This window comes from Pseudomonas sp. NFXW11 (assembly GCF_049887815.1).
Lineage (GTDB): Bacteria > Pseudomonadota > Gammaproteobacteria > Pseudomonadales > Pseudomonadaceae > Aquipseudomonas.
The window spans coordinates 200,892-214,220 of record NZ_JAGEKI010000010.1; the positions used below are offsets into that span (position 1 = coordinate 200,892).

The 13,329-nt window shown below is 63.7% G+C and carries 9 protein-coding genes; 1 reads left to right on the plus strand and 8 read right to left on the minus strand.

What is annotated here, in order from left to right:
* The first annotated feature begins 166 nt into the window (after nucleotides 1-166).
* Nucleotides 167-523: a BON domain-containing protein gene (locus J4P02_RS17500; RefSeq protein ID WP_426192454.1), complete on the plus strand. Its 357-nt coding sequence runs from the start codon at nucleotides 167-169 to the stop codon at nucleotides 521-523.
* Nucleotides 524-698: 175 nt separating this feature from the next.
* On the opposite strand, the gene J4P02_RS17505 is transcribed toward J4P02_RS17500, so the two are convergent.
* The 8 genes from J4P02_RS17505 to panB all read right to left on the minus strand — a co-directional run bounded on the left by J4P02_RS17505 (nucleotide 699) and on the right by panB (nucleotide 13,210).
* Nucleotides 699-3,617 (minus strand): DUF748 domain-containing protein, encoded by a 2,919-nt coding sequence (locus J4P02_RS17505; RefSeq protein WP_426192456.1) that lies wholly within the window; start codon nucleotides 3,615-3,617, stop codon nucleotides 699-701.
* A gap of 105 nt (nucleotides 3,618-3,722) precedes the next feature.
* Nucleotides 3,723-4,739: a class I SAM-dependent rRNA methyltransferase gene (locus J4P02_RS17510; protein WP_426192458.1), complete on the minus strand. Its 1,017-nt coding sequence runs from the start codon at nucleotides 4,737-4,739 to the stop codon at nucleotides 3,723-3,725.
* 360 nt (nucleotides 4,740-5,099) lie between these two features.
* On the minus strand, nucleotides 5,100-6,278 hold the full coding sequence (locus J4P02_RS17515) for an acetyl-CoA C-acetyltransferase (protein ID WP_426192460.1): 1,179 nt from the start codon (nucleotides 6,276-6,278) through the stop codon (nucleotides 5,100-5,102).
* A 158-nt stretch (nucleotides 6,279-6,436) separates the two neighbouring features.
* The gene (locus tag J4P02_RS17520) at nucleotides 6,437-7,303 is read right to left on the minus strand and encodes an oxygenase MpaB family protein (RefSeq protein ID WP_426192462.1); all 867 of its coding nucleotides are present in this window, start codon (nucleotides 7,301-7,303) and stop codon (nucleotides 6,437-6,439) included.
* A gap of 50 nt (nucleotides 7,304-7,353) precedes the next feature.
* Nucleotides 7,354-9,291, minus strand: a complete 1,938-nt coding sequence (acs, locus tag J4P02_RS17525; protein ID WP_426192464.1) for an acetate--CoA ligase — start codon at nucleotides 9,289-9,291, stop codon at nucleotides 7,354-7,356.
* A gap of 127 nt (nucleotides 9,292-9,418) precedes the next feature.
* Nucleotides 9,419-11,083 (minus strand): glucose-6-phosphate isomerase, encoded by a 1,665-nt coding sequence (gene pgi / locus J4P02_RS17530; RefSeq protein ID WP_426192466.1) that lies wholly within the window; start codon nucleotides 11,081-11,083, stop codon nucleotides 9,419-9,421.
* 469 nt (nucleotides 11,084-11,552) lie between these two features.
* Nucleotides 11,553-12,413, minus strand: a complete 861-nt coding sequence (gene panC, locus J4P02_RS17535; protein WP_426192468.1) for a pantoate--beta-alanine ligase — start codon at nucleotides 12,411-12,413, stop codon at nucleotides 11,553-11,555.
* Complete coding sequence (gene panB / locus J4P02_RS17540) at nucleotides 12,410-13,210, minus strand: 3-methyl-2-oxobutanoate hydroxymethyltransferase (protein WP_426192470.1); 801 nt, start codon at nucleotides 13,208-13,210, stop codon at nucleotides 12,410-12,412. Before panB ends, panC begins: the two co-directional genes overlap by 4 nt.
* Nucleotides 13,211-13,329 lie beyond the last annotated feature (119 nt).

Below are 13,329 nucleotides of genomic sequence, written 5' to 3' on the forward strand. Positions count from 1 at the left end.
CGCCAGTCATGCAATTTGCATGATCCGGGTTTTTTGGCTTATTTATAAGCTATTGATTTTATTGATAATTTTTCATGATGGAAGTTGGCATAGCCCCTGCAATATCCCTGTTACCCCTGTTGCCAGGACACGGCGCAGGCTTTCCAGAAGAACAGGAGTTACTCGTATGAAGAAGTTCGCTATCGCTGCTGCAACTGCCACCGCTCTGACCCTGACCCTGGCCAATGCGGCTTTTGCACAGACCACTCAAAGCCCCCAGTCGCCCATGACAGTGGCTGCCGGTGAAGTGACCAAGGCCAAAGAGGCCACCTCCGATACCTGGATCACCACCAAAGTGAAAAGCGATCTGGTAACCGAGAAAGGCATTCCTGGCACTGATATCAAGGTAGAAACCAACAAGGGCGTAGTGTCGCTGTCGTCCACCGTCGCCATTACCGAGGCGCAGAAAGCCACCGCTGTGGCCATCACCAAGAAGATCAAGGGCGTCAAGGCGGTTTCCGCTGACGGCCTGAAAGCCGAGTAAGGCGCCGCTTCTCGCCTGGACAGGGAGAAGGCGCGGCAGACGAGCCGAGTGATACGTCTACCGCTGCTTTGCACAGTTCATGCGGAAGATCACAAGGACGTGATCATTACAGGCCCCGACACTGCTGGTGTCGGGGCCTGTTCTATGGGCGGGGGAAAATGCCGATGGCTAGTTGTTATTCGCTGTCCAGGTGCATTGGCGTGATCACCTTGCCGTCGCTTTCGGCCTGGCCCAGGTTGGCATCGATAAAGTAGACCCGGTCATCGGCCAATTGGCCCTTGTCCACCAGGAAGTCCTTGATGCTGCTGGCCCGTTCCTGGCCCAGTTGACGCAGCAGGACCTCGCTGCCGCTCCAGAACTGGATCAACCCGTCACGCAGCTTGGCGCTGCGCTCGTCGCGACCGAGCTGGCTCCACTCAGCGGGAGGCTGCTGTTTCATGCGGGTACGATAGATGCCTTCCAGCAGTGGCGCCTTCTCGCCGTCCGGCACCTGCAGCAGAGTGGCCTGGGCCGGCACCTTGTCGCCGCGACGCTGGAGGATCTTGTAGTAGTTGTACTGGTATTCGCGCTCCAGACGCTGCTCGGCGATCAGCGGGCCATCGCTGCTCTGGGCGCTGGTGCCCTCGATTTCCAGGCGCAGGGTCGGGCGTTCCTGGAGGGCCTTGGCCAAGGTGCTCAGGGCCGACTCCGATTCCTTGCTCAGCTCACTGGAGCCTGGGGCGAAGGCCACGCTGCTGAGGTCCTCCGAGCCGCCACCGGTGATCAGCCCACCGATGAACTTGAAGGGCGCTTCGGCAGCGCGCAGCACCAGGTTACGCAAGGTCTGCCAGACGATCGGCATCACGCTGAACTGCGGGTTGTTGAGGTCGCCGGAGATCGGCAGCTCGATGGAGATCTTGCCGTCGGTGTCTTTCAGCAGGGCCACCGCCAGGCGGATCGGCAGGTCCACGGCATCCGGGCTGTCGACTTTTTCCCCCAATTGCAGCTGCTCGACCACCAGTTTGTTCTCGGCCTTGAGCTGGCCCTTGGTGATCACATAGTGCAGGTCGAGGTTGAGCCGGCCCTTGCGAATCCGGTATCCGGCGAACTTGCCGGAGTAGGGGGTCAGGGTGGTCAGCTCCACGCGCTTGAAGCTGGTGGCGATGTCGAGGGCGGCCATGGGGTCGAAAGGATTGACGCTGCCCTTGATGGTTACCGGCGCATAGCGATCGACCTTGCCCTTGATGTCCACATCCGCGGGCTTGGCCAGACGGCTGTCGATGGTGCCGATATGGCCGTTGAGCTGCTGGGCGGCGGTGGCGAAGTTGGGGGTCAGGGTCAGGTCGGCGAAGTTGGCCGAGCCGTCGTTGATGGCGATTTCACCGATATGGATGCCCAGTGGCTTGCTGGCGCTGGCGGCCGGTTTGGCTGCCGGTTTTCCGCCACTGTTGGCAGGCTGGGGAATCAGCATGTCGTCGATATTGGTGGTGCGGTCATCGTTGATGATGAAGCGCGCGTAGGGCTGCATCAGGTTGATCCGGCTGATGCTCAGGCTGTCGCCGTGCTGGTAGTTCAGGCCTTCCACCACCACCTGCTTCCACTTCACGAAGTCGCGGCTCTTGAGGGTGTCGAGGGTGTGCAGTTGCTCCACCTCGGCACGCCCGGTCACGCTGAAGGTCAGCGGCTCGACCTTTTTCAGCTCCACCGCCAGGTCGCTGCCGAGCATGCCGCTGCGCAGTTCCAGGCGAATGAACGGGCTGATATAGGACTGGGCGACTCGCAGGTCGATGTCCTTGGTCTGTACCTTGAGCTTGGCGCTGATGGGGTTGAGATTGACCTCGCCATTGGCACTGACCTTGCCCTGCTTGCCCAGGCCGGTATCGAGCTTGAGGGTGAAGGGCGATTGGTTGAGGCTGTCGAAATTGTTCAGGTCCAGGTTCAGCGGGCCTACGTCCAGGGCCACTGCCGGCTTGGCTTGGCGGTCGGCCAGATGCACCTGATAGTTGCGCAGTTGCACATCCTTGAGCAGCACCAGCCAGGGCTTGCTGGGAGCGCTCGGCTCCTTGGGCGTGTCGGCGCTGGCCGGTTGTGGCTTGGGTGCGGGTTTGGCCGGTTGGCTGGCGAAGAGCTTTTGCCAGTCCAACTGGCCATCGGCTTCAAGGGCGGCCCAGGTTTCCAGTTTCTGGCTGTTGATCTTGCCGACAATCACTTGCTGCTTGGCCAGGTCCAGGCTGGTTTCGCTGATGTCCAAGCGCTCCAGGCGCGCCAGCGGCCGACCGTCGGGGGCCTTGATGGCGAATGGCGCGACACTGACGGCGGTGTTATCCAGCAACAGCTCGGTGCCTTTGGCCAGGCTGAACTTGTAGTGGGTGTTGAGGTTCACCACCCCCTCTTCCAGCACCAGAGGCACGGCATCGCGAACGTAGGGCCACCAGGCTTTCATCTTGCCGTCGGTGACTTTCAGGGTGCCCTCGGAACTCAGCGGGCTGATGCTGAAGTTACCGCTCCAGTCGATCTGTCCGCCTTCAGGGCCGGTAGCCACCAAGGTCATGTCGGCGCTGTCGTCCGGCAGGGTGCTGAGGTTCTTCAGCTCGAAATCCAGCTTGTTGTAGAGGAACTCGATGGGCTCGCTGGGGCGCAGGTCCTCGAAGTGCAGGTAGCCGCCGGCCAGCTTGATGCGTTCGATGCGCACCGGGAATGGCTTGGCGTTGGGGTCGCTGGGTGTCGGTTCGCTGGCCGGCAACTTGAACAGGCCCAGGAGGTTGAGCTGGCCTTCCTTGTTGAAGAGGATCTCGGTCTTGGGCTGGTCCAGCTCGATGTCCGCCAGGTGCAGGGCACGGGTCCACAGGCTGTCCAACTGCAGGTTGGCGTAGAGGCGTTCGAAGGCCACCTGCTCCTTGCCTGGCTCGCCGATGCTCAAGCCCCAGAGCGTCAGTTCCAGGCTGAAGGGATTGAGCTCGATGCGCTGGATATGGGCCGGGGTGGTGGCGTAGTTGGCCAGTTGCTGGTTGGCCACCCGCAAGGCGATGCCCGGCAGAATCAGGAAGCCCAGCAGACTGTAAAGGGCGAGTGCGGTCAACAAGGCGCAGAGAGCGCGAATCAATCCTTTGGTCATGCGAGGCTTCATCTATTCGAATCGAAAGTGCCTTGGAGTATGGCACGCGTTTAGGGTTCCGAAACCATCGCAGCTTTCAGGATTGTTCAGATTTATCGACCTCGATCAGAGTTGCAGTATCAGGGTTTTCAATGGCGGTTGACCGTCCCTGGAAGGGAAGTCGGCGGCGGGTGCCAGGACCTGGCAATCACGTACCGGGCGCCCGGCTTTTTCCGCGCAGCGCAGCACCTGCTCGCGCCAGTCCGGCAGCGATACCTTGGCCAGGTTGTTACAGCAAATCAGCACGCCATTGTCGGCGGTGGCCAGCAGCGCGGGCTTGAGCAGGCTCTGGTAATCGCGCAGCAGGTCGACAGTGCCGAAGGCGCTTTTGGCCCAGGCGGGCGGGTCCAGCAGCACCAGGTCGTACTGGCGTTGTTCCAGGCGTGGATAGCTGGGCAGTTTCTGGCCGCGTCGCTGGCTGATGGGCAGGCCCGCCAGTTGGCGGATCGCCGGGAAGTAGTCCGACTGCACAAACTGCATGGCCGGCAGTTGCGGGTTGAGCTGGCCGTTCTCCCGACCTACCGCCAGGTTGCCTTCGGCGAAGTCCAGGTTGCACACCTCCCGCGCGCCGCCGGCCGCGGCACTGAGGCCCACGCCGCAGGTGTAGGCGAACAGATTGAGCACGCTTTTACCGGCGCTGTGCTGCTTGACCCAGCCGCGGGCGTTGCGCAGGTCGAGAAACAGCAGCGGGTCTTGCCCGGCATGGCGGCCGCGAACGCGATAGTTCAGGCCCCACTCCTGGCCGACCAGATCTTCCAGGGCGCGGTCTTCGGCGCGATACACCGGATCGGTACGGTCGATGCGCGAGTTGCCCTGGGAGCGATCGTTGTAGACCAGCAGGGTCTGCAGGTTCAACTGCTGGTTGATGGTTTCGTGCAGTTGCAGCAGGGCATCGTGTTCCAGGGGCTGGTGGAAACTCTGCACCAGCAACTGCGGCCCGTAACGATCGACGGTCAAGCCGCTGGCGCCTTCCTGGCTGCCATGGAACAGGCGATAGCAGTCGGTGCCTTGCTGGTGCAGCTCGGCGAGCAGGTCCTGACGGTGATCGAGGGCGGCGCGCAGCGCCTGATTCAAGGAGGACATGCGGAGGCGCCTTGGAGCAGAGGAATAAGGCGCGGCAGTTTATCAGCTTCGGCTCGTGGCCTGGGAGCCTGGTGTGTAGTGGCGAGGGAGCTTGCTCCCGCCCGGGCGCGCAGCGGCCGCAACACCTGAATCCGCGATTGGCCTGACAGGCCGCGTGCTCAGGTTTCGGGAAGGCTGCGCCTTCCAGCGCGAGCAAGCTCGCTCGCCACAGGGCTGTTCAATCTCGCTGCGGGCGACTTGCAACTGCTCTTCCGTGGCGAGGGAGCTTGCTCCCGCCCGGGCGCGCAGCGGCCGCCACACCTGAGTCCGCGATCGGCCTGACAGGCCGCGGGCTCAGGTGCCACACACAATAGGAGAGCCCTAGCGTTCGATGGCCAACGCCACACCCTGGCCGCCGCCGATGCACAGGGTCGCCAGGCCTTTCTTGGCATCGCGCTTGTGCATTTCATGCAGCAGGGTCACCAGCACTCGGCAGCCCGAGGCGCCGATGGGGTGGCCGATGGCGATGGCGCCGCCGTTGACGTTGACCTTGCTCGCATCCCACTCCAGCTCCTTGCCCACCGCCAGTGCTTGCGCAGCGAAGGCTTCGTTGGCTTCGATCAGGTCGAGCTGGTCGAGGGTCCAGCCGGCCTTGTCCAGGCAGCGGCGGGTGGCCGACACCGGGCCGATGCCCATGATCGCCGGGTCGACCCCGGCATTGGCGTAGGCGGCAATTTTTGCCAGTACCGGCAGGCCCAGGGCACGGGCCTTGCTGGCGCTCATCAACATGACGGCGGCGGCGCCATCGTTGAGTGACGAGGCGTTGCCGGCGGTGACGCTGCCGTCTTTCTTGAAGGCCGGCTTGAGCTTGCCCAGGGCTTCGGCGGTGGTGCCGGCCCGGGGCTGTTCGTCGGTGGCGAAGGCCACGGGCTCGCCCTTGCGCTGGGGAATCAGGATCGGGGTGATTTCGTCGACGAAACGCCCGGCCTCGATGGCCGCCGTGGCTTTCTGCTGCGAGGCGGCGGCGAAGGCGTCCTGGGCTTCACGGCTGATGCCGTACTTGTCCACCAGGTTCTCGGCGGTGATGCCCATGTGGTAGTCGTTGAAGGCGTCCCACAGGCCGTCGCTGATCATGGTATCGAGCATCTGGCTGTGGCCCATGCGCAGGCCGGTGCGGGCGCCGGGCAGCACATAGTTGGCCAGGCTCATGTTTTCCTGGCCGCCGGCGATCATCACCTCGGCGTCGCCGCAGCGGATGGCCTGGGCCGCCAGGTGCAGGGCCTTGAGGCCGGAGCCGCAGACCTTGTTCAGGGTCATGGCGGGCACGGCGTGGGGCAGGCCGGCCTTGATCGCGGCCTGGCGCGCGGGGTTCTGCCCGGCGCCGGCGGTGAGCACCTGGCCCATGATCACTTCGTCGACCTGGGCCGGGTCGATGCCGGTATGGGCCAGCAGTTGGCGGATCACTGCGGCGCCCAGGTCAACGGCGGGAATGTTGGCCAGGGAGCCCTGGAAACTGCCCACCGCGGTGCGGGTGGCGGCAACGATAACGACGTCTTGCATGATCGACTCCTTGTATTCAGTGGCGGGGCTTGCACGTTGTCGAGCTCGCGGAGCCCGTGCGCAGGTGCTGGAAACTTGGAAAATCATGGTTGCACACAACCCCAGAGGCCGGCCAATCGCGAACCGGCCGGTCGGGTTGTGCTTGGGCGGTCGGCTTTTTAAAGGCCCATGCGCCGTTTTGCCCGGTGTGCCGAGCTGTCGCGCACCGCCCAGCGCAGCATGGGCGCGCTGCGCTTGATGCTGGCCCGGACCAGTTGCCGTTGCAGCGGATTTTGTTCGACTCCCAGCATGGCGCTGGCCCAGTCCGGCAGCAGGTCGATGCCGGCCTGCATCATCAGGGAACCAAAAGGCTTGGCCAGGCGGCTAGGGGCGGGAGCGGCCAGCAGCAGGCGCAGTACCTCGCGGCTGCGTTCGTCGCACAGCAGTTGCGGGCGCATGGTGCGCAGGTATTCGGCCACCGCGCGCCGCGAGCGGGGGACGTCGCGGGCGCCGAGGCGCTCGGCGATCAGGGCGATTTCATCGTAGTAGCGATCCTGGTCGGCGCCTGATAGATGGGGGTTCAAGTAGCGCAGGTGGGCGGCGAGAAAACTGCTGACTTCCGCCACATGCACCCAGGTCAGCAGGTCTGGATCGCTGGCAGCGTAGGGGCGGCCATCGGGGGCCGTGCCCACTATGTGCAGGTGTATGTTGCGCACCTTGTCGATCAGCCATTCGGCATCCTGGCGCGAGCCGAAGGTGGTGCCGGAAATGAACTGCCCGGTGCGCCGCAGGCGGCCGATCATGTCCTGGCGGAAGTTCGAGTGGTCCCAGACCCCGGCCAGGGCCAGGGGGTGCAGGGCCTGCATCAGCAGGGCGCTGATGCCACCGATCAGCATGCTGCTGAAATCGCCGTGCACTTGCCAGCACACCGAGCCCGGCCCGAACAGGCCGGGGTCGCCCTTGGGGTTTTCCAGGTCGAGCTGGCCCAGAGAGAGGCCAGACAGGCTCATGACCTGGCTTTCGATACGGCTGCGAATGAATTCCATGAGGGTTCGATGTGCTTCGAAAAAGGGGCGCGGCCGGGGCCGCGCCGGTTTCAAGGGATCAGGCGCTTGGCGATCAGGCCCTCCACCACGCTGGGGTCGGCCAGAGTCGAGGTGTCGCCCAGGCTATCCAGCTCGTTGCAGGCGATCTTACGCAGGATACGCCGCATGATCTTGCCGGAGCGGGTTTTCGGCAAGGCCGGCGCCCACTGGATCAGTTCCGGTTTGGCAAAGCTGCCGATCTCGCGGCTGACCAGGGCCAGCAGTTCCTGCTTCAGCGACTCGTCGGGTTCCACGCCCTGCATCGGCGTGACAAAGGCATAGATGCCCTGGCCCTTGAGGTCGTGGGGGTAGCCCACCACCGCTGCCTCGGCGATCTGGTCGTGGAGCACCAGGGCGCTTTCCACCTCGGCGGTGCCGATGCGGTGCCCGGAAACGTTGATCACGTCGTCGATGCGTCCGGTGATCCAGTAGCTGCCGTCCTCGTCGCGGCGCGCGCCATCACCGGTGAAGTAGTAGCCGGGGTAGGGCGCGAAGTAGGTTTCGAGCATGCGTTGCGGATCGCCGTAAACGCTGCGGATCTGCGCCGGCCAACTGGACTTGATCGCCAGGATACCGCTGCCGGGGCCGTGGATTTCCTGACCCTGGTCGTCCAGCAGCACGGGTTGTACGCCAAACATCGGGGTCGAGGCGCAGCCGGGCTTGACCTGCTGGGCGCTGACCAGGGGGCTGAGCATGATGCCGCCGGTTTCGGTCTGCCACCAGGTATCGACGATTGGGCAGCGCTGCTCGCCCACCACATTGAAATACCATTCCCAGGCTTCCGGGTTGATCGGCTCGCCGACGCTGCCCAGCAGGCGCAGGCTGGCGCGCGAGGTGCGCTGCACCGGTTCGTGGCCTTCACGCATCAGGGCTCGCAGGGCGGTGGGCGCGGTGTAGAAAATATTCACCTGGTGCTTGTCCACCACCTCCCAGAAGCGCGAGGTGTTGGGGTAGTTGGGCACGCCTTCGAACATCAGGGTGGTGGCGCCGTTGGCCAGCGGGCCGTAGAGGATGTAGCTGTGGCCGGTGACCCAGCCGACGTCGGCGGTGCACCAGAAGACTTCGCCGTCGCGGTAGTCCAGCACGTACTTGAAGGTCATGGCCGCTTGCAGCAGGTAGCCGCCCGTGGTGTGCAGCACGCCCTTGGGTTTACCGGTGCTGCCGGAGGTGTAGAGGATGAACAGCGGGTCTTCGGCGTCCATGGCTTCGGGGGCGCAGTCGCTGCTGGCGGTGGTCACGGCCTGCTGGTAGTCGATATCGCGTCCCTGCACCCAGTTCACCGGGTTGCCGCTGCGCTTGACCACCACCACGCTGCCGACATCCGGGCAACTGAGCAGGGCCTTGTCGACGTTGTTCTTCAACGGGACCTGCTTGCCGCCACGCACGCCTTCGTCGGCAGTGATCACCGTGCGGCAGTCGGCGTTGAGGATGCGGTCGCGCAGGGCCTCGGGGGAGAAACCGCCGAACACCACCGAGTGGATGGCACCGATGCGGGTGCAGGCGAGCATGGCGTAGGCCACTTCGGGAATCATCGGCATGTAGATGCAGACCCGGTCGCCTTTCTTCACCCCGCGGTTTTTCAGCACGTTGGCCAGGCGACAGACCCGCTCGTGGAGCTCGCGGTAGCTGATGCGGGTCGAGTCGTTCGGGTTGTCACCTTCCCAGATGATCGCCGCCTGATCGCCGCGTTTTTCCAGATGACGATCGATGCAGTTGTAGCTCACGTTGAGCTGGCCGCCGCTGAACCAGCGGGCCTCGCCGGTGCGCATGTCGTGGCTGTGCACGCTGTCCCAGGGGCTGCTCCAGTTCAGGAAGCGCCTGGCCTGTTCGGCCCAGAATGCATTCGGTTGCTCGATGGACTGGCGGTAGAGGTGTTGGTAGTCGTCCTGACTCATTTGTGCCGCCCGGCGGACGGCATCGGCTTTGGGAAAAGTGCTGATATCGAACATGACGGTTCCTTATTCTTGTTTTGCGACAAGCCATAAGGGTGCGCACAAGTGTCAGGAAGGTTCAAGGGGCAGGGGGCGAGGCCCCGAGGGGAGCCGATGGACCGGCTCCCGGGAGGGAAAGGCTGGATCAGCCGCGGTGACGGCCGCGGAAGTAGTTGATCAGGCCTTGGGTCGAGGCATCGTCGGCCTGGGTTTCATCGCTGCCGGTCAGGCGGTTGTAGACGCCCTTGCCCAGCTCCTTGCCCAGTTCCACGCCCCATTGGTCGAAGGCGTTGATACCCCAGATCACGCTCTGCACGAATACCTTGTGCTCGTACAGCGCCACCAGGGCGCCGAGACGCCGTGGGCTGATGCGTTCCACCACCAGGGTGTTGCTCGGACGGTTGCCGGGGATCACCTTGTGCGGCGCGAGCCTTAGCACTTCGGCGTCGCTCAGGCCCTTGTCCCGCAGTTCGCTCTCGGCTTCGGCGCGGGTCTTGCCCAGCATCAGCGCCTGGCTCTGGGACAGGCAGTTGGCGTACAGCCATTGATGATGGTCGGCCACCGGGTTGAAGCTGACGATCGGCACGATGAAGTCGGCCGGGATCAGCTGGGTGCCCTGGTGCAGCAACTGGTGGTAGGCGTGCTGGCCGTTGCAACCCACGCCGCCCCAGATCACTGGGCCGGTGTCGGTGGACACCGGGGTGCCGTCCTGGCGCACGCTCTTGCCGTTGGATTCCATATCCAGCTGTTGCAGGTGCTTGGTGATGTTGCGCAGGTAATGGTCGTACGGCAGGATCGCGTGGCTCTGCGCGCCCCAGAAATTGCCGTACCACACACCCAGCAGGGCCAGCAGCACCGGCATGTTCTGCTCGAACGGCGCGCTCTGGAAATGCTGGTCCATGGTGTAGGCCCCGGACAGCAGCTCCTTGAAGTTGGACATGCCGATGGCCAGGGCGATCGGCAGGCCGATGGCGGACCACAGGGAGTAGCGCCCGCCGACCCAGTCCCACATCGGGAAGATGTTCTCTTCACGGATACCGAAGGCCACGGCCGCAGCATTGTTGCTCGACACCGCGATGAAGTGGCGATGCAGTTCAGCCTCGGAGCCGCCCTGGGCCAGGTACCAGGCGCGCGCCGCCTGGGCGTTCTTCAGGGTTTCGAGGGTATTGAAAGACTTGGAAGAAACGATGAAAAGCGTGGTTTCAGCGCGGATCTTCGCCGAAAGCTCATGGAATTCGCTGCCGTCGATATTGGCCAGGTAATGGCAGCGCACGCCTTTATGGGTGTAGGACAGCAGGGCTTCGGAGACCAGCTCCGGACCGAGGAAGGAACCGCCGATACCGATGTTGACCACGTCGGTGATGGGTTTCTCGGTGTAGCCGCGCCACAGGCCGTCATGGATGCGGCCCACCAGCTCGGTGATCTGGTTCAGTACCTTGTGCACTTCCGGCATCACGTTGACGCCGTTCACCGACAGCTTGTCGCCAACCGGGCGGCGCAGGGCGGTATGCAGGGCTGGGCGACCTTCGGAGGCGTTGACCAGCTCGCCGCTCATCATCGACTTGATGGCGTCGGCCAGGCCCACTTCCTTCGCCAGGTTGACCAGCAGGTCGCGGGTCTGGCCGGTGATCAGGTTTTTGGAGTAGTCGAGAAACAGTCCGCAGCTGCTCAGGGTGAATTGGCTGAAGCGCTGTGGATCGGCATTGAAGGCCTCGCGCATGCTGAAATCCTGCATGGCTTGGCGATGGTCTTGCAACGCTTGCCAGGCAGGCAGAGCGGTAACGTCGTGAGGAGTGCGGTAGTACGCCATCGCTGCGGTTTTCCTTTTACTTGAACTGCCTTTGGGACACTGAAAAGCCCGGAACGTCCTGCGTGGCTCCTGGGAGCCCCGTTCGTTCAGCCCTATGCTGATTCGATTAATCTGTCAGGGGCAATACAGTAACCTCAGTGTGCTGTTCTGTCTTGGCTTTGTCCGACCTGTGGCCGGTACTATTTTGTACCCGTGCGGCCAGGCAGAACGTTATGGGGCTTGAGTAAGAATAAACGAGGTTGGGCTCAGGCGAGTTGATGCGGATTCCTATGCTTGCCCGAGGGCAGCTCCATGCTGCTTATGCCAGCGCAGGGGGTGTCTGGACGTGGAGCGATGCGACTGCATCTTGAACCTCGCGGCTTGCATGCAAAAGCCCCTGTGCGGATCCTCGAACAGGGCCTGCAGTATTGGCTGCAGGCCCCGGCCGGCGGCAGTTTGCCCGAAGGTTCGAGTTCCGGCAATCAGCTGTTCAGGCTGCTGCGTCGAGGTCCAGATGCAGGTTGTCGATGAGGCGGGTGGTGCCCAGGTAGGCGGCCACCAGAATCACCAAGTCGCGGTCCTCGGCAGTGGCAGGGCGCAGGGTTCGCGCGTGGCGGATTTCCAGGTAGTCCCGACGTAGGCCGACGGCCTCGAGCTGCTGTAGATGCGTGGCCAGCAGTTGTGGATAGTCGCGATCGCCATCGCGGATGGCTTGGGCGATCTGGCTCAGGCTGCGGTACAGCACCGGGGCAATGGCACGTTGCTGCTCGCTCAGGTAGCCATTGCGCGAGGACAGGGCCAGGCCATCGGCAGCCCGCACCGTCGGCTCGCCGATGATCTGGATCGGCATGTTCAGGTCATGCACCATGGCGCGGATGACTGCCAGTTGCTGATAGTCCTTCTGGCCGAATACCGCGAGATCGGGCTGGACCATGTTGAACAGCTTGCTGACCACAGTGGCCACGCCCTCGAAGTGCCCGGGACGACTGGCGCCACATAGGCCCTCGGAGAGTTGTGGCACGCTGACCCGGGTCTGCCCGGCCATGCCCTCGGGGTACATTTCCTCGACGCTGGGGGCGAACAGCAGGTTGCAGCCGGCCTCGAGCAGCTTCTCCTGGTCGGCAGCCAGGGTGCGGGGGTATTTGTCCAGGTCTTCTCCGGCACCGAACTGCAACGGATTGACGAAGATACTGGCCACCACGAAGTCGACGCGCTGGGCGGCCTTGGCCACCAGCGCGGCGTGACCGCTGTGCAGGTTGCCCATGGTGGGCACGAAGCCGATCCGCTTGCCTTCGCTGCGGGCGCGGGCTACCGCAGCGCGCAATTCGCGTACGGTCTTGACTGTATTCATGCAGAGAACCCGTGTTCGGCGCCTGGGAAGGTAACGGCTTTGACTTCGCTGACATAGGCGCTCAGGGCGGCCTGGATGCTGTCCTTGCCGGCCATGAAGTTCTTCACGAACTTCGGCGAGCGGCCGCTGAGGGACAACCCGAGCATGTCGTGCAGCACCAGTACCTGGCCATCGGTGGCGCTGCCGGCGCCGATGCCGATCACCGGGATCTTCACCGCCTGGGTGATTTCCGCCGCCAGTTCGCTGGGCACGCATTCGAGCAGCAGCATGGCGGCGCCGGCCTGTTCCAGGGCGATGGCGTCGGCGCGCATCTGCCGGGCCTGGCTTTCGTTGCGGCCCTGGACCTTGTAGCCGCCGAGCACGTTCACGGTCTGTGGGGTCAGGCCCATGTGCACGCAAACCGGCACACCGCGTTCGTTCAGCAGGCGTACCGACTCGGCCAGCCAGGCCGCGCCTTCGATCTTGACCATGTGCGCACCGGCCTGCATCAGCTGGGCCGAGCTGCTCAGCGCCTGTTCGGCGGTGGCGTAGGACATGAAGGGCAGGTCGGCGAGGATCAGTGCCCCGCTGTTGCCGCGCTTGACCGCCGCTACGTGATAGGCCATGTCGGCGTTGCTGACCGGCAGCGTGCTGTCGTGCCCTTGCAACACCATGCCCAGGGAGTCGCCGACCAGCAGGACTTCGACACCGGCTTCGCAGCAGGTGTGGGCGAAGGTGGCGTCGTAGCAGGTCAGCATGGTGATTTTCTCACCCTTTTGCTTGAGGCCTTGCAGGGTGGTCAGAGTGATGTCTGGCATGAAAAGGGGTCCTCATTTCAGGCGCTTTGGAAACTACTGCGAGTAACGCGCGTGATTCTTCGTTATTCAGGCGCACGGTCTTTTGTCGTGCTTATACAGCCTGGTTCCAAGCGATTTGA

What these genes read in the sequence shown, in the direction of transcription:
- J4P02_RS17500 (WP_426192454.1), top strand. Translation starts at nt 167, where the DNA reads ATGAAGAAGTTCGCTATCGCTGCTGCAACTGCCACCGCTCTGACCCTG.
- J4P02_RS17505 (WP_426192456.1), bottom strand. Translation starts at nt 3,617, where the DNA reads ATGACCAAAGGATTGATTCGCGCTCTCTGCGCCTTGTTGACCGCACTC.
- J4P02_RS17510 (WP_426192458.1), bottom strand. Translation starts at nt 4,739, where the DNA reads ATGTCCTCCTTGAATCAGGCGCTGCGCGCCGCCCTCGATCACCGTCAG.
- J4P02_RS17515 (WP_426192460.1), bottom strand. Translation starts at nt 6,278, where the DNA reads ATGCAAGACGTCGTTATCGTTGCCGCCACCCGCACCGCGGTGGGCAGT.
- J4P02_RS17520 (WP_426192462.1), bottom strand. Translation starts at nt 7,303, where the DNA reads ATGGAATTCATTCGCAGCCGTATCGAAAGCCAGGTCATGAGCCTGTCT.
- acs (WP_426192464.1), bottom strand. Translation starts at nt 9,291, where the DNA reads ATGTTCGATATCAGCACTTTTCCCAAAGCCGATGCCGTCCGCCGGGCG.
- pgi (WP_426192466.1), bottom strand. Translation starts at nt 11,083, where the DNA reads ATGGCGTACTACCGCACTCCTCACGACGTTACCGCTCTGCCTGCCTGG.
- panC (WP_426192468.1), bottom strand. Translation starts at nt 12,413, where the DNA reads ATGAATACAGTCAAGACCGTACGCGAATTGCGCGCTGCGGTAGCCCGC.
- panB (WP_426192470.1), bottom strand. Translation starts at nt 13,210, where the DNA reads ATGCCAGACATCACTCTGACCACCCTGCAAGGCCTCAAGCAAAAGGGT.